General features: G+C 32.9%; 14 protein-coding genes and 3 pseudogenes. 3 read left to right on the top strand and 14 right to left on the bottom strand.

Going from position 1 to position 15,061, the window contains the following annotated elements; all coding sequences use genetic code 11:
• Positions 1–348: 348 nt before the first annotated feature.
• From BM350_RS07740 to BM350_RS07730, 3 genes are all read right to left on the bottom strand, one after another.
• Positions 349–786, bottom strand: coding sequence for a hypothetical protein (locus BM350_RS07740; protein ID WP_090915168.1), 438 nt, complete (start codon positions 784–786; stop codon positions 349–351).
• Positions 787–1,035: 249 nt separating this feature from the next.
• Complete coding sequence (locus BM350_RS07735; RefSeq protein ID WP_244547953.1) at positions 1,036–1,431, bottom strand: hypothetical protein; 396 nt, start codon at positions 1,429–1,431, stop codon at positions 1,036–1,038.
• 220 nt (positions 1,432–1,651) lie between these two features.
• A complete protein-coding gene (locus BM350_RS07730) occupies positions 1,652–1,993 on the bottom strand; it encodes a hypothetical protein (RefSeq protein ID WP_090915172.1) in 342 nt (113 codons plus the stop codon).
• A gap of 53 nt (positions 1,994–2,046) precedes the next feature.
• Here BM350_RS07730 and BM350_RS07725 point away from each other — a divergent pair.
• Positions 2,047–2,314, top strand: a pseudogene (locus tag BM350_RS07725) (tyrosine-type recombinase/integrase); the annotation flags it as partial.
• A 91-nt stretch (positions 2,315–2,405) separates the two neighbouring features.
• Positions 2,406–2,906, top strand: a complete 501-nt coding sequence (locus tag BM350_RS07720; RefSeq protein ID WP_090915173.1) for a hypothetical protein — start codon at positions 2,406–2,408, stop codon at positions 2,904–2,906.
• A 469-nt stretch (positions 2,907–3,375) separates the two neighbouring features.
• Here the strand turns inward: BM350_RS07720 and BM350_RS07715 are convergent, their stop codons facing one another.
• The 4 genes from BM350_RS07715 to BM350_RS07695 all read right to left on the bottom strand — a co-directional run bounded on the left by BM350_RS07715 (position 3,376) and on the right by BM350_RS07695 (position 8,976).
• Positions 3,376–4,053 (bottom strand): hypothetical protein, encoded by a 678-nt coding sequence (locus BM350_RS07715; RefSeq protein ID WP_090915175.1) that lies wholly within the window; start codon positions 4,051–4,053, stop codon positions 3,376–3,378.
• Positions 4,054–5,112: 1,059 nt separating this feature from the next.
• The gene (locus tag BM350_RS07705; protein WP_090915178.1) at positions 5,113–5,421 is read right to left on the bottom strand and encodes a hypothetical protein; all 309 of its coding nucleotides are present in this window, start codon (positions 5,419–5,421) and stop codon (positions 5,113–5,115) included.
• A gap of 223 nt (positions 5,422–5,644) precedes the next feature.
• Positions 5,645–8,287 (bottom strand): ABC transporter permease, encoded by a 2,643-nt coding sequence (locus tag BM350_RS07700; protein WP_090915181.1) that lies wholly within the window; start codon positions 8,285–8,287, stop codon positions 5,645–5,647.
• Positions 8,275–8,976 (bottom strand): ABC transporter ATP-binding protein, encoded by a 702-nt coding sequence (locus BM350_RS07695; protein WP_090915183.1) that lies wholly within the window; start codon positions 8,974–8,976, stop codon positions 8,275–8,277. Before BM350_RS07695 ends, BM350_RS07700 begins: the two co-directional genes overlap by 13 nt.
• Positions 8,977–9,429: 453 nt before the next feature.
• On the opposite strand from BM350_RS07695, the pseudogene BM350_RS27435 reads away from it, so the two are divergent.
• Positions 9,430–9,662 (top strand): annotated as a pseudogene (locus BM350_RS27435) (N-acetylmuramoyl-L-alanine amidase); the annotation flags it as partial.
• A gap of 533 nt (positions 9,663–10,195) precedes the next feature.
• Here the strand turns inward: BM350_RS27435 and BM350_RS07685 are convergent.
• The 7 genes and pseudogenes from BM350_RS07685 to BM350_RS07660 all read right to left on the bottom strand — a co-directional run bounded on the left by BM350_RS07685 (position 10,196) and on the right by BM350_RS07660 (position 14,974).
• Positions 10,196–10,489: a Phr family secreted Rap phosphatase inhibitor gene (locus BM350_RS07685; protein WP_090915185.1), complete on the bottom strand. Its 294-nt coding sequence runs from the start codon at positions 10,487–10,489 to the stop codon at positions 10,196–10,198.
• Complete coding sequence (locus BM350_RS07680; protein ID WP_090915187.1) at positions 10,489–11,583, bottom strand: Rap family tetratricopeptide repeat protein; 1,095 nt, start codon at positions 11,581–11,583, stop codon at positions 10,489–10,491. Before BM350_RS07680 ends, BM350_RS07685 begins: the two co-directional genes overlap by 1 nt.
• Positions 11,584–12,098: 515 nt before the next feature.
• Positions 12,099–13,037, bottom strand: a complete 939-nt coding sequence (locus BM350_RS07675; RefSeq protein WP_090915189.1) for a phosphotransferase enzyme family protein — start codon at positions 13,035–13,037, stop codon at positions 12,099–12,101.
• Between the two features lie 173 nt (positions 13,038–13,210).
• On the bottom strand, positions 13,211–13,297 hold the full coding sequence (locus BM350_RS27430) for a hypothetical protein (protein WP_244547967.1): 87 nt from the start codon (positions 13,295–13,297) through the stop codon (positions 13,211–13,213).
• A gap of 173 nt (positions 13,298–13,470) precedes the next feature.
• Positions 13,471–14,094, bottom strand: a complete 624-nt coding sequence (locus BM350_RS07670; RefSeq protein ID WP_090915191.1) for an NDxxF motif lipoprotein — start codon at positions 14,092–14,094, stop codon at positions 13,471–13,473.
• 26 nt (positions 14,095–14,120) lie between these two features.
• Positions 14,121–14,681 carry an HAAS signaling domain-containing protein gene (locus BM350_RS07665; protein WP_090915193.1) on the bottom strand — a complete coding sequence of 187 codons (561 nt, stop codon included), beginning with the start codon at positions 14,679–14,681 and terminating at the stop codon, positions 14,121–14,123.
• Positions 14,650–14,974 (bottom strand): annotated as a pseudogene (locus BM350_RS07660) (PadR family transcriptional regulator). Before BM350_RS07660 ends, BM350_RS07665 begins: the two are co-directional and overlap by 32 nt.
• Positions 14,975–15,061 lie beyond the last annotated feature (87 nt).

Genomic DNA, 15,061 nt, shown 5'->3' with positions numbered 1-15,061 from the left:
GGTTTCCCAGGCATGGGTATGGGTGGTTTCCCAGGCATGGGTATGGGTGGTTTCCCAGGCATGCTATAACCTTGATTTTTAATACTTTATATCTGGATAGGCTACACTTAGTTGGATAGAAAAGGTAAGGTCTAGTAGATTACATTTAATATAAATTAGGAGAATTAAGTTTAAAATAAAGCTTGAATGAATAAAGCCCCAATCTATTTAGAATAAAAGGATTGAGGCTTTCGTTTTGTATGATCCCGACTGGGTTTGAATTAGCAATCCAATAGCTATTTTGTTGCTTTTATATGTTTAACACGAAGCACTTTTTTAGCGCTTGTCCTGCTGCGTAAATAAATTTCACTAGCTAAGCTTCTCAATAGTTAATGATGCAGCATTAATTTTCTGTCCGCTTAGAATTGGGAGTAACACATTTGTAGTTGGTCCTATATTTCTAAGTTGTAGTGTTGAACATCTAGGAATATGGATAATAGCTTGTCCAGTGAGCATCAGACTTGCTCCATCCACTTGTCTTTGTATACCATAATTAGTAAGTCGCCCACCTACTAAAGAATTATTTAAAATTAAACCATATACTGAAATAGAAGCAGGACCATCAACTAATAATATAAATTCAATTTTATAGTCTCCTGGTTTAGGTATTAGTAGGGTGTCACTAGGTGGGGTAAACACTATATGATTTAATGGGCCATTTCTATTAAATATTACGTTTTCACCTGATTTGACCTCTATAGGATTGTTACCCACAAGTGTAACGTAACCATAGGCTGGCTTTGGCAATGTTATGCATCTCCTCATTTACTCTTTTTATCATTGTATGTAATCAAGTTAAAAATGAGTGTATGCTTGTCTAGTAAAAATTAATTTATACCCTTAAACTATAGTCAGTACATAATACTGGCTCTTTTTATTAGGGACAAGTGAGGTTGCTATCTATATACTATAGAGGAAACTCGATTAATAATTTTGAAACAGGTACATCTTTCTGACAAAGACGCTCTCCGAAAATTGCGACCTTATCGTCCGTTATTAGTTGGAATCACGGTTTTGTAAGTAATTTTCATACTCCGCTAACCATACTAACATCAAGTTTTTTAATTCAATCGTTTCAATTTCGCAAGTATTCTCTTTTTCTTCATAATAACGATGAACAATTTTAGTATAATCTGCTTGTATTTTCAAATCGCAGCTATTTCCACCTATTTCAAGATGGCTAACTTCGCCATTTAATACTCTATTAAGATATTGCAGACCATGCTCACTATGGATATCGTCTTCTAACAAATCTGAGACTAAAGAAATTTCATTTGGTAAACGAATTCTTAGCCCACCAAATGGATGATGCCAAAATTCATATGAATATTTCATTGATATAACCTCACTATCTTTTTGTGTATTGTGGATAAGTAGTGGCATTTTCTTCATTATCAATAATCATCTCAACCTTGAATGAGGAAAAAGTTTACCCTTGTAGAAATTGTATCACCTACAAAAATAAAAATTGGAGACCATAGTCACAACAGAATTAAAAGAAAAGGATATTAAGAGGCATGAGCCTCGTACAAATACCGAGCCCATGCCCAAGAAGAAGCTTAATTAATTTGTCTAACTTTATGCAGATCACTTCATAGAAACTGCTTTTCTTTTAGTTATTATCTTTATAAAATTTTTGCGCTTTTCCCCAAGCTTCAATTAACTTCCTTAATTGGATTGTTTCAATTTTACATATATTAGGATCGTGGATAGAATATAAATCGGCAATTATAGTCTCAGCCTTTTTTACTTGAACTGCGCATAATATACCTTTAAATTCATTATATTCTTTTAAGTTGTTTAATACTTCATCAATTTGTTGTAACCACCAATTAATTGGAATGCCTTGTATATCATTTTCTAAAAATGTTGCCACAATTTCTAGCTCTTTTGGTAATTCTATTTTCAAAGAATTTAGGCCTTCATTTTTTATTATATTATATTTATATTTCATATTTTGGTACCTCGCATTCTTCAATATATTGGATAAGCGATTATGGTTGTATCATTGATGGTGAGTGGCTGTTTTCATCATGCAAGGGAGACAAAGCGATCTCACTAATGCAAGCGTATTGCCAGTTAAATAAAGCAGCAGACTTTGCGGGTCTGTAATCATAGTTTAAGGAAATTGTTTGGATATTGGTACTATAAACAACATAAAGATGTAACCGAGTTGCAAAAGATATTAAATCACAGTCATCCTTCGATTACGTTACGATACATCGAAATAATAAAAGAACAAATAGAGGACAGGTTAAAAACGTTATCTGATTAGATAGCGTATTTTATTTTCTTTGATAGGTAAATGAAAAAACATAGGTAAATATTCTGGATTGTTGCATAGTATTTTGGAGAGGTGATAATTTATGGGCAATAAAAAATGGGGAGATAGGGATTGGACCTGGTTAGCAGGGATTTTAATTGTGATAATTATTTTTCTAATAGCTAATGTTTTTGATTATGTACACATTGAAGCCAATTTTTCTATAATATCTAGTGCAGTATCAATAGCTTTAGCTCTTGTAGCTATTTTCATTGCACTTAAACAAGATAGCGATAATCAACGAGTCAACAATCAAGTTTCTTATGTGTTACACGAAATATCAGCCAATGTAAAAAAAGTGGATGCTAAATTAGACCCTAATGTACTAAAAAGCGTTAGTAAAATTAGTGAAGAAACAGTAGATGAATATAGTCAAGAAATTGGAAAAAAAGATTCATATACAAAAGAAGAAGTTGATGAAATTCTTAATAAATTTAGTAAAGATATAACAGTAAATATTAACGGAATTTTAAATGAGAATGCTATAAAAGCAGAGGCTAATAGTGAGTATTCCTGTAGACATGCTCACGAGAGAATGTTTTGAGTATAATTGAAGAAAACATGGGGAAGTATTCACTGGATGTACGAGAAATAATAGTATACAAAAATAGGGGATTTGTAAGCGGTAAATACTCTCCGTAAATACAAGCATGAGATTCGCAACTCTAATGTTGGATTAATAGCTTATATATTTAAAGTTAAGCACTCGATTATTTGAGTGTTTTTTGTTGTGTGAAAATTACTAAGTAAGGCTTTGTTTTTCCTGCTGTCTCAAAACAATTTTGAGGCATTGGCAGGCTTAGAAGAAGGTATACTTGCTAAATTTAGAAACGATAGTTCTAATGTTGTATTAGACTTGGAGAGAAATACCAACATTAGAGCAAATAAAACAGCATAAAATGTTTTATATAGTAATGAAGAAACCCTGCTCTTGCAAGTCGGATTTTCTTTAATTCTATTAAAATGTTATAATTGTTAATTGACATGCAGTTACTTTTAGCAACGTTTTGCAGTTAGTTATTTAAAAGCGTAAGCATATCTCCTTTAAATATAGCAGCTATTTCTGCTTCCTCTAATGAATCTCCCCATCTAAAAACTATATCACCTTTTGGACAGAGATGAATGGAAAGATTAAAATAATCTATTTCATCTTTCCGTTGGTTATATTCATTAAATGCTTTCCCGAAGATTCTGCTAATGTTTTCTTCTGTAAGCATATTGCTACTTTTACTTGCAATGATTGTAAACCTTTTAGGATTACTAGAAACTATTTCAATGGCAGCTGGAAGTTTTTCGAGACAAAACTCTGCAATGCTTGAGTAGAAAGTTGTTCCTTCAACTTCCATTTCAACTTCTGAGCCTTTATTAAATGCCTCAAGTTGCCATTTGGTTTGAAGAGTCTTCCATACCTTTCGATATTTTTCAATTTTAGAGCTTTTGTCTTTGAGTTCAATAGCTGCAAGCAAGTAGAATTTGTAGACATTAGTTAAATCATGTTTCATAAATACTTGCTTGATTTCAGTGCTACATACTTCTTTGAATTGATTTTTTTCATCTGGACTAAATAGCATGGAGCCATTAACACTGAATAAATTTAAATTTGGTAAATTACCGACTCTTTTGATTGCTTCATCTTTACTAAACCATTTGTAGTATGAGAATGCATCTTCTACTTCATTCCAACACTTCATTTTATCACCTCAATTTTAATAGTCATAATGATTCCCAAGTATATCATTGAAATGTGCCCCTCTATTTTGGATGTGTACAATCGTTCTATCATTGATTATGTACAGGTCAAGATGCTGTTCATCTTATACAAAGAGCTTTATTCAAGCGGAAACAAATTGAGACGAAACACAAATCTGTGATTCGCACTGACAATGGTCCACAATTTATTTCGGATGCATTTGAAAAAGTGAGCCATACTTGTGAGGTCGAGCATGAGCAAATTCCACCGAAGACACCAAATATGAACGCCCATATTTAGTCGTTTCATCGTTTACTGGAATACGAATATCTGAAACGCTGCATGTTTCAAACATATGCCGAAGCTTATCAAGAAATAGCTACATATATTGAGTTTTACAACAACCGAAGGATCCATTCTAGTATTTTAGATTTATCACCAAATGAATTTTATCGACGAACGAAAATAGAAGTGTTAAAAATCAAAGAAGTTCGAGTATGAGGCGAGATTTTTTCTTTTCTCATCTGAAAAAAGAAGCAACTTGCCGAAAGACAGAGTAATTCTATGAAACAATGAGTTAAGGAGAGTATGTGGCCAAAATTAGGGGGGAATCCGCTTTAATACAACTACAACTATGCTTTATGGTAAATTAACAACTATTATTAATCAATTTTATTCATTTTTACAAAATATAGTTATTTTTATCGTTTATCGAATAAGCCTTTTAATTAAGGAATCAAGTTATTAAAAAAACATGGACATTAATTAAACTAATTTTATACATTGACTTCCCTACTATATTAATGTGGATAAGAATTAGTATAGATATCCTTATCAAGTTAGAAAAGAAAATAATAACAAGCGTTACTCTCTGTTAAAAGAGATAACGCTTGTCTATTTACCATATGTAAATTCTAATTAGTATAAGAAAAATAGAACTTTATTTTTCTTAAGAAACCTTTCTATTCTCTATAAATTAATCAAAAAATTGATTATAGGTTTTTACCAAGTTTTTAGAGTTAGTATAGTCATATGGTGGATTTGTGTCCAAAATATTGACTCAAGACCATACAATGTTTTCACGGAGGAATACACCGCTCTTAGAAAAGAACATTTGTTTAACGCCATTTAGGTCACCGTTATTGTCATAATGGTAGTAATTCTTTACATAACTACCATCAGAGTATGTGTAAGTACTCTTATAGTACCAAGAGCTACCACCCCCTGGATCCGGATGTGTTGGATTTACTGAATCCTGAACTGATAGAGTTGCTCCAGTTGGCGCCGCAGAGGCAGATCCTACCCCTACCATAGTGATTAGAGAAGCTGATAGAACTAGCGATGAAACGAGTTTTTTTGACAGTTTCATATAATACCTCCTAATATTATATTTATTACTACTGAATAATACCATTTATGACAAAAAAATACAATTTATTTTTTCTTATATTTTAAATTTTCAGTCCATTGAAGGCGGTGAGACATAGATTCTTTAATGTATAAAAATTTGTCAGTTTGCTTCTGTAATGGCAGGTGCACAATCTTTCTGAAATAGTTATCCTAAAGAGAGGATATTATCGTTAAATTAATACTTATATTTTTTTCATTGCTAGAAAAGGTTTCACACGCACAGCTACTTCTCCAGGAATAAGAGCGCCGAGTATTCCTACCGTAATTGGGATAATAATGGTAATAGACATCATTGGCAATGATTCTAGTGGAAAAATACTATACATTGCATAAACTCCGATAATAGAGAATATTAAACCAAGCAAGCCTGCCAAAAAGCCAAGAAAGGCTCCTTCCAATACGACAAGAAGTCGGACTGAACTGTTCGTCCAACCAATTGACTTTAACACTGAAATTTCTGGTTTGCGCTCTGAAATATTTTGCCACAGCATTTCTGCAGTTGTTACAACCGCTACACAAATTGCAATACCCATCGTAATATAATGCGTGCTATCTACCTTCATGGCTACATACTGACCGAGCCAAGAAGTATATAGAATCCCTTTTAGACGAAAGGTTACAAATAAGTAAAAGGAGAGTAGTGTCGTCGGTAATGCAATAGATAGAATAGATAATATATTTCGCTGCCATTTAGCCAATACTTGATTTCCAATCATCATGAGTATATTCGTTGTACGCATCCATCGTTTTGTCTTTATGGAAATTTCCCCTTGGCGCATTGTATCGTAGGGGGTGATTTTTGTTAACAAAAAGGCTGGAATTAAGGTGCCAAGTAAGTAAATCAATATACTACAAACTGCAATTAGTAATAACTTCCCAATCAGAAATGTTCCCGTTTGCACATACATGATGCCTTCTACAACACAAGAAACAAGGATGACAATACTACATAAAATTGCAGATTCAAAAAACAGCATCTTTATCAAATGTTTTGCTTGCCAGCCAAGGGCTAACAATACTGCCATTTCTTTGCGCCTTGCGAGCAAAGAAACTATATTTGTCGCTAGAACATACAAAATCGCAACTCCAATTAAGACAATCAATACACCAGAATACCCAAGGGTTGTTTCTTGTAAAATCGTAATAGCAGCTCCTAAGTTAATCCAAGGCTGTTCCATCCATCCAAGTGTTTTTCCTTCTTTTTTTACTTCTATTAGAACAGGCTGCGGTGAAGATCCGCGCGTGATATCTGTTACAAGTCCTGTTTCTTCTTCAATCTGTTTTGCTATTGATTCTAATTTTTTTTGCGAACTTTCGTTGAAACTTTCAACACCTTTCACTTTCAAGCGAATCGCAGAAATGGCATTATTACCCATCACTGCTTGGGAGGCTTGAATCGTCGTCAGCATATTCGGTGGATTCGTGAGCAGTCCAGCAGGATGACCAATTCCTGTAATATCACGTGAAGGATTGATTGGAAGATTATTTTCATCTAATACTAAACTCGCTTTGGCTGGTCGATATGTTTCAAGCGGGAGCTCATTTAATGGATCTTTCGAAACGGATAGTTTACTAGGATTATAAAAGCCAACAACTCGGTACGTAAGTAAAGGAAACACACGCTCTTTAATCGTATTGATCGTATTGACAGTATGTTTAGCAAGTTCTATTGCCCGAAATCCACTCTTTGGTATGTAACCATCTATCATATGGTCTTGCATTTTACTAAGTGGGTGTTCTTCAATTTGAAACGCCTTTTCCCACCGTTCTTGGTAAGGACTTTTCGTTTCTTTGTAAGACAGCGGTGTTGGCTTAAACACGATGTGAGATCCATCGAACACCTTAGCATTCTTTTTTGAATCCACTTGACTCGTTGATCCTGTCTCTGGATTTATTCCAAATATAGAACTGTAATATACTTCTTCTACTTCTTTACTTGTTGTTGAGGTTTCTTCAATTTGTTTCCCTTTGGCTTGTGCTAAAGAGGAATCATCTTCCTTTCTGTCTTTGGCAGATTTTATTTGTTCGATTGTTTTTTGTTGCTGCTCTTTCGTTTCAAACGGAAGAGACAATTTTTCCAATGTTGTTGTTTTTTTACTATCGCTAAAGCTAGCTGCGTTTATAATGATAGGAATCTCAATATGATCTTGCGAGTCAGTTCGTTCTAACAACTTTGGTGCATCTTCTTTATCAAAATAGCGACTTTGAGGTAGAGAAGCTGTTACTTTATCTAAACCAACGAGTTTTGCTTCTTGTTCAGGGTCTATTCCGACAATTAACATCGGATTAGAGAATCCTTTTCCACGATCATATACATTATCACATGTAAATTGTGCATCTGTTGTTTCTTTTCCTTGAATACAATAGTCCGTCGATTCATTCATAACGGTTTGTTGTAAACCATTATTTTGAGCCGTCTTCGTATGGACACGATATATTCCCGGTTCTAACTTAGGTTCATTACTTTCATTTTTCCACACCGCTCCGATATCCCCATAACCCATTACCGCGATAGGAGCTGCCACATCAATTTCTTTCATCCTTTGAATCGTTTCATATTGTGCCTGTGTAATCCCGCCCGCAATTCCGTTTAAATAGTTGGGTTCTAATAAATTTTGAACGTCTTTCTTTGTTCCGGCTGGGCGCACTACAATATCATACGCACTCGACCATTTTTTTCCTAATGTTTCTACGACTGTTCCTTGATTCGTCTCTGTCAACCCTAATAAATAATTCAGACCAGAACTCATTAAAAGAACACCAATTAATAGGAGCATAAAGCGCTCTTTTTGTCGTTTCCAGTTATTCCATATTAAGCGAAGCACGGCACTTCCCCCTGACTGTCACGGATGATATAACCATCTTTCATTTCAATCACCCGATCAGCCTCAGCAGCTAAACTTAAGTCATGCGTAACAAATAATACACTACAGCCTTTTTCTTTGTTTAGTTGCTGAATTAATTCGAAAACAATTTTACCGTTCTCTGTATCCAAATTTCCTGTCGGTTCATCAGCGATAATCCAATTTGGTTCGTTCACTAATGCCCGAGCAATCGCAACGCGCTGTTGTTGTCCTCCAGATAATTGGGACGGCAAGGCATGTAATTTATCAGCTAAGCCCACTTGTTCTAACAACTGAATAGCACGCTCCTTCTTAGCAAACGAAACATTTCGTGAAAACAAAGGAGCCATTACATTTTCAAGCGCAGTTAACGTCGGTAGCAAATAAAATTGTTGGAAAATAAAACCGATCTCCTCAAAACGAAAATTAGCAAGTTGCTTCGCATTCATTTTTGTAATGTCTTGGTCTCCATACAAAATCTCTCCCGCTGTTGGTTGATCTAATGTGCCAATTAAACTTAATAAAGTAGATTTCCCGGATCCTGACGGTCCAACGATGGAAGTAAACTTCTTTCTTTCAATGGTTAAATTTAAATTATGTAACACAGGTGTTATAACGCCGTCGCCTGTAAATTGTTTTTGAACATTTTTGAGTTGAATAGATTGGTTCATATAATATTTCCTTTCTATATTAAATAATTATTTAAAAACCAATTTATACAAAATTCTACAAAATAAAGGAAAAACCTTTGTAATTCGATTTTTATCAAATTGCATTCTGCTATTTGAGACTTGTCGAAACTAAATGTTTTAATTCATCTTCTTTAACAAGGTAAAAAACAGTCATAATTATAAATTGATGTTCTTAAGTTGTTTTTTATAAAGTTATAGGTACCGATATTTTAGATGATTAACGGGTAAATATAGAATGTTGAAGTTAAAACAGTGGATAACATGCAAGCCGGTACACAAGCTTTTATCCCGCATTAACGGGCAGTAAGACCCTCACCTCAAGATTTAGAAAGAAGCGAAGAAGATAGATGGGGGATAACTGCCCGTAAAAGCCCGATTGGTTCAACTAACCATCAGTGGGAGATAAAAAAACCCCGCTGATGGAAGTTTCCCTTTATTGATGAATTACGTCGTTTAGATGCAAAGAAGGTTGGACTGTATTTTGATCATCACACATGCGAAGCCTTTGGTGCAGCAAACATTAATGCCGATTTCATTTGGATGCAAGTTATGGAGAAAATAAGCTAGCTTACCCATGTGATATTTGGTAATACACTGAAACGGGATATGTAAAAGACATTGGCAAATGTGATTTAAACAAACTTATTGGAGACGAGTTTTTCTCTTGATTTATTGGTAAGAAAAACAAGCTTCCGGAAGAGAATGAAAATGTTGTTTTACCTCCAGAGTGGCAAAAAAATTTTTTGGATACATTACTGTAACAGCAGATGTTGTGAATGTATGAGACAATCCATCTATTAACGCAAAAATTATACGTTAAATACAAAAGGGAAGCAGTCATGTTTACCTTGATTGGCATTACGATGGCCCTTATTTTTGGTACAAAATCGCGGAGAATAACTGGTTATGTGCTGATTTTGTAAAATCAATAAAGGCGGAAAAAATAAAGGCGTTGTTTGGATAAATGGTATTGATATCAACCTTAGAAAAGGTGTAAGTACTGGTGATACTGTTATAAAAAAATTACAAAACGTTCTGCTTGTGAAGTACGTTATCGATATGCGGACTGGATTTATGTTGCAGGTGAAGGCGTTGAAGGTTGAATGTATTTTGATGAATCTTATGTAAGTTGGCTTAGATAAAAAAGAAAGCCGCTCATTTTTAGGTGGGCGGCTTGTTCTTTATATCTATTAACGTGTTACGCTTGTGATGCAGGTGTGTCAGCGTGACCATAAGAAGGAGAACCACCGTGATCTCCTTCGGCAGAAATAGGTAAGTCAGCATGTGAATAAGAAGATGACCATGTATCACCTTTATTAGCATGAGTGCTCTTTGTGATGAAGTGATCTCCATGCGTATAAGTTAAGCCAGTTTTTTGTGGTGCAGGATAATCTCCATGAGCAGACTGTAGAATTTCTACAGAATTATTTAATCCAAAAGAAAGAATACCAATAATAGCTGAACTTAACACAATTGAACAAAGTTTTTTCATCACTTTAACGCTCCTTTTTCTAATAATTTTTGTTTAGCTTTATAAGCCGAATAGAAGTATTTTGCTGATTTTTCAAGGTTTAGCACCTCATGAAATTTGACCGCCAATATTTCTTCATATTCTTGTATGTACCCTAATAACCTCTCTTTTTTAAAGTATGCAGTTCCTAAAATAATTAAAGTTTCTAATTCTTCTAAAGGGATATTATCATTCATTCCTTTTAAAATTGTGAAATGATGCTGGTATTCCACATTATTTAAATCTTTACAAACATCCAACCCTTTTTTTATAAATTCATCTGCTATTTCTTTTTGATCAAGTTTGAAATGTTCTCTTGCTTCTAAGAAAATAGCTTTAAAGTGGTTAGGGATTTTTTGATTAACTTCTGATAAATGGCGAATAGCTAAACTTGAAAGGTTTTGGCTTGCATATAGCCAACCTAAATTATTTCTAACCCTTAAAATTAAAGTTTCTTCATTTTGCTTCTGTAAAATATCTATTGCAGAAGCAAAATGTTCTTCTGCTAATTCAAATTGTTGTAACTGTACACAAGCTCCTCCTAAAATATTCTTGCATAAAGCTACATTAATTTCGCAACCAGTGTGTTTAGAAAATATCTTTTCTGCTTTAGATGCGTATTTGATACCCATAAGCGAATGAAAAGTAATATTATAGAAAGATGCAATTCTATAATAAAATTCAGCTTGTTCTAGTTCATTAGAAATGAATTTTAAGAGATTTTCTGCTTTCTCATAGTGTTCTTTAGCTTCATTATGATTTGCAAGTAGAGTTGCATGAATAGCTTTGAAGAAATGGTAGTAGTAAGATAAGAATCCATCGGCTGGTATATCGAAGGCGTTAATTTTATTAAAACTATCTTTTGTGATGTTCAGCCCATCTGTTAACACCTTATATCTAAAGTCTAGCAGTGAGTAATATAATAATAGGTTTTCATCTTCCTTTATATCGGAAAGTTTGTCCTCGATTTCTCGTTTTAAATTTGTTGCCTGTATATTTTGTTGTCGCAACATAGCTTGATACCAATCATTTAGCAACTTTGTAATCTGCTCATTCCCCTTTATCGATACATGCATAATAGGTCTCCCTCCATTAATAATACGCAATTATTAACTAAAATATTAACATAATTTGGATGAATAAAATTGGTAGATTAATTATTTTTCAACAAAAGACGTAATATTCAGTTTTATTGCTTAGATAAAAAGCTCCGCAAATGCGGAACTATAAGGAAAGAACAAATATGTAGTCGACATATTTGTATTAATTCCCTAGCTTTAAAAAAGGTAAAATCTTATTTTTTATCCTCCGGTTTTTCAAATTTAAGGAATCCACTCAGACCAAACCCTCGTTCTGGTGCGATGTACTCACCTGTTTGTGCTCCAAGATTCAATTTATATCCAAATTGAAAAAAATCGACTATCAAGCCTTGGTAAATAAATTTTATGGTGCTGGTACAATCACAGCTATAGACCGTTATCGCTTAAATCTTGAGGCTAGTTTGTTGCACAAGTATAGCAAGTGCCACAGGAAATTTTACGCTATGCCCCTGAATATGATTGATGTGTTTTAGTTTAACAACAAAAGTTATTTAAATATTAAGAATAGAGTAATTATGTTCAATCCTTAGTCTAAAGTGGTTCATTATTCGTATTTGATCTTCAGTTAACCTCTCTTTATTCCAGTACATATGCATTAAGCTATATTCGAATATTTCCTTTAGTTTAATAAATAGAGAAAGTTTCCCTAACATCTCTGGAGATATATCATTTTCCTCTTGATATCCGTCGATTATTGCTTTTGTAATAGAACGCCCATAGTCAACTATGTTGCCATTCCCTACAAACGAATATTCCAACGCACTATATATTGGAACAGCTAAATCAAATATATAATAATGTTTTTCACAATCTTGAAAATCCACCATTGTCAATTTCGAATCATTATCTACCAATATGTTTTCTAACCATAAATCCCCGTGTAGTAAACCATATGTTGAATGACATTTTGGCAAATCTTTAATTGTAGATAAAACCTCATGTGCAATTTCTCTAATAGTACTCTCTTCTTTAGGTATATATTTATGAAAATTATATTCCTCATTATCATGCCAATCGTTGATATATTTAGTTGGCATTATATTTTCAAATTTCTTTGATAAACGATGTAATCTACCAATTTGCCGACCTAATTCTTTTAATAAATGGGCATTCCATTGACTTCTTGGTAGGTGTACACCAGAAGCTGCAGTATATAAAACAGTTAAAACGTCCTTATCAAGTGTTATCTTTTCTACTAATTTACCGTTTAAAGAAGATATGGCAGGCGGGACACCAAATCCTTCATTATATAAAAAGTTTGTATAGTTAACCTCTTCTAACTGTTCATCATATGTTTTATAGTTCGTTATTCTAGCGAAGAAGTTACCTTGTTCTGCAATACACCGATACATTTCATTTGTTACTGATTCAACTTTAATAAAATTCACTGGATATATTTCGTTAAGTAATTCAAGTATCTTTTGTTCCATATACGTTTTAATTCCTCCAATCCAATATAGATAATGACTTCCTTACAAAACTAACCTGCTTCGTTAGTTTAATAATAAGGTAATTCTTCCAATTTCAAAAAAACCTCCTTCGCACTTAATAGTATATCAAAACTGGGAAACTTTTCCGTATAATTATAAGTTATTTCCATTTCTCATGCCTTCTGTATTTTCTTAGCAGGATTATTCTTAATGATTTCACATTCAATCATATAATTAAGAAAAGCACGAATACGTTGCAACTTAGAGTTTGTAGTGGTTGCGTTGTTCCCCCTTCTTTTGATAATGCAAGATGTATCGCTTCATAATGTCCAAGTTTTATAGATTTCTTGCACCAGAACCTTTTATAGTCCTTCCACCAAAAATACCCTTCAAAGTAGCCTTTTTTTTAAGTGACTATTTTGAAGGGTATATATTATTGTTGATTGAAAATTGTAGTTTTAATATTTTTTTCGTTTAAAAACTTTTCGATTTCTTTTTGCTTTCTACCATTAACTTTAGTAAATTGCTTTGTAAAAGAAAAATCTGTCTTTAACAAGTTACCATTTTGCGAGAGTTTGTCTATTTCCTGTTGCATTTCTAATAAAAGTGCCGTAGATGATGAAATATATTCATAGATTTCCTTTGAAGGTTTTTGATAATCATCAGGTATATTATTATTACTAATAAAATCATGGAAATTCACATTATTTTTTTTCGCAAGATCCATTAGTTTTTGTAATTTTTCTCGATCGGATTCAGTAACATTCTTATCAGAAATTGTTGAAGAAAGTGGAATGATGTTTTCAGATAACTCCCAACTATAATCCAAATAATTTTTTATACTTTGTTTCATTTCATCTTCATTAATATTTTCATTCTTTTTTTGAGAGTTGAATATATTTTCTGGAATTTCAATAGCAATATCATTGATAGATTGTATATTGCTTAATTTATTATATCGTGCATCGTTTACTTCATTAGATTGTGTATCGTGTGAACAAGCAGACATAAATACAATTGTGAGCGGCATTAATAGAAATAAAACATGTTTTTTCATTTAAATGTCATCTCCTTTTTGCTTAATTAATACCTTTGTAAAATGGCTAAATTCCATTTTAGGTACTTTACTAAAAGTGAGTATAAATGTTTTATTGGATAGTAAGATACTCCAGCAATTGTTAAACCAATGAGAAAAGCTACAAATACACTATAAACATCTGAAAAATGGATTTGATGAAATCCTTTGATAACTCCTACTACTATTAATAGGATAGGTGATACTAATAGTAATGGAGTGGCAATTATGAGTGCTAGGAGAATTGGAAATAACAAGAGTAACAAGAAGAAGGCGATAATGATAAATATAAAGTTCAAAAAACTTAAGCTCATAACAGAAAATATTGCTGTTATAATATTTTTGAGGCTTCGTTTATTATCAGCGTTGCTTATAGCATATGTAACATTAATTTCTTTAGCGATAGTTTTAGGGTTTCCTAGATTTTTAGAAATTTCTTCTTCAGATTTCCCATCCTGTTTACCACTGATAAAATGAGTTTCATATTCTGAGATAATATCTTTTTTTTCTGAATTCGGCATGTTTTCTAGGAAAGAGCTAAGTTTTTTTAAAAATTCTTTTTTGTTCATTAAAATCACTTTCCTTTATAAAATGATTAATCACATTTGAGAATTCTATCCATTCTTTTAGTAAACGGCGTAACCTTTCTCCTCCTTTTTCGGTTATAGAGTAATAGTTTCTTGCAGGCCCTTTGGGGGATTCTTGAAAATAAGTTAAGAGACAACCATCATTAACTAATCTTCTTAGTAGAGGATAGAGAGAACCTTCAGATCTTTCTATCTTGTTAGAAATACGTTTAGCTAATGAATAAACTACATTAATCACTCTCAGTTAGTATTGCTAAAGCTATTAGTTCTAACACACCTTTTTAAAATTGTATGTTTACGGGATCTCTTACCATCTTCAATACAATGATTACATTTAATGGATATTCAATTATTTACAAATA

Origin of the sequence: Bacillus sp. 103mf, from assembly GCF_900116295.1 — a bacterium.
In the GTDB taxonomy this organism is placed as follows: Bacteria; Bacillota; Bacilli; order Bacillales; family Bacillaceae_G; genus Bacillus_A; species Bacillus_A bruguierae.
This window is presented reverse-complemented; position numbering and strand designations above follow the sequence as displayed.

Coding starts and splice junctions, on each gene's coding strand:
- BM350_RS07685 (WP_090915185.1), bottom strand. CDS start 10,489: ATGAAAAAACTTTGTTCAATTGTGTTAAGTTCAGCTATTATTGGTATT.
- BM350_RS07680 (WP_090915187.1), bottom strand. CDS start 11,583: ATGCATGTATCGATAAAGGGGAATGAGCAGATTACAAAGTTGCTAAAT.
- BM350_RS07705 (WP_090915178.1), bottom strand. CDS start 5,421: ATGAAACTGTCAAAAAAACTCGTTTCATCGCTAGTTCTATCAGCTTCT.
- BM350_RS07665 (WP_090915193.1), bottom strand. CDS start 14,681: ATGAACAAAAAAGAATTTTTAAAAAAACTTAGCTCTTTCCTAGAAAAC.
- BM350_RS07670 (WP_090915191.1), bottom strand. CDS start 14,094: ATGAAAAAACATGTTTTATTTCTATTAATGCCGCTCACAATTGTATTT.
- BM350_RS07695 (WP_090915183.1), bottom strand. CDS start 8,976: ATGAACCAATCTATTCAACTCAAAAATGTTCAAAAACAATTTACAGGC.
- BM350_RS07730 (WP_090915172.1), bottom strand. CDS start 1,993: ATGAAATATAAATATAATATAATAAAAAATGAAGGCCTAAATTCTTTG.
- BM350_RS07715 (WP_090915175.1), bottom strand. CDS start 4,053: ATGAAGTGTTGGAATGAAGTAGAAGATGCATTCTCATACTACAAATGG.
- BM350_RS07720 (WP_090915173.1), top strand. CDS start 2,406: ATGGGCAATAAAAAATGGGGAGATAGGGATTGGACCTGGTTAGCAGGG.
- BM350_RS07675 (WP_090915189.1), bottom strand. CDS start 13,037: ATGGAACAAAAGATACTTGAATTACTTAACGAAATATATCCAGTGAAT.
- BM350_RS07735 (WP_244547953.1), bottom strand. CDS start 1,431: ATGAAGAAAATGCCACTACTTATCCACAATACACAAAAAGATAGTGAG.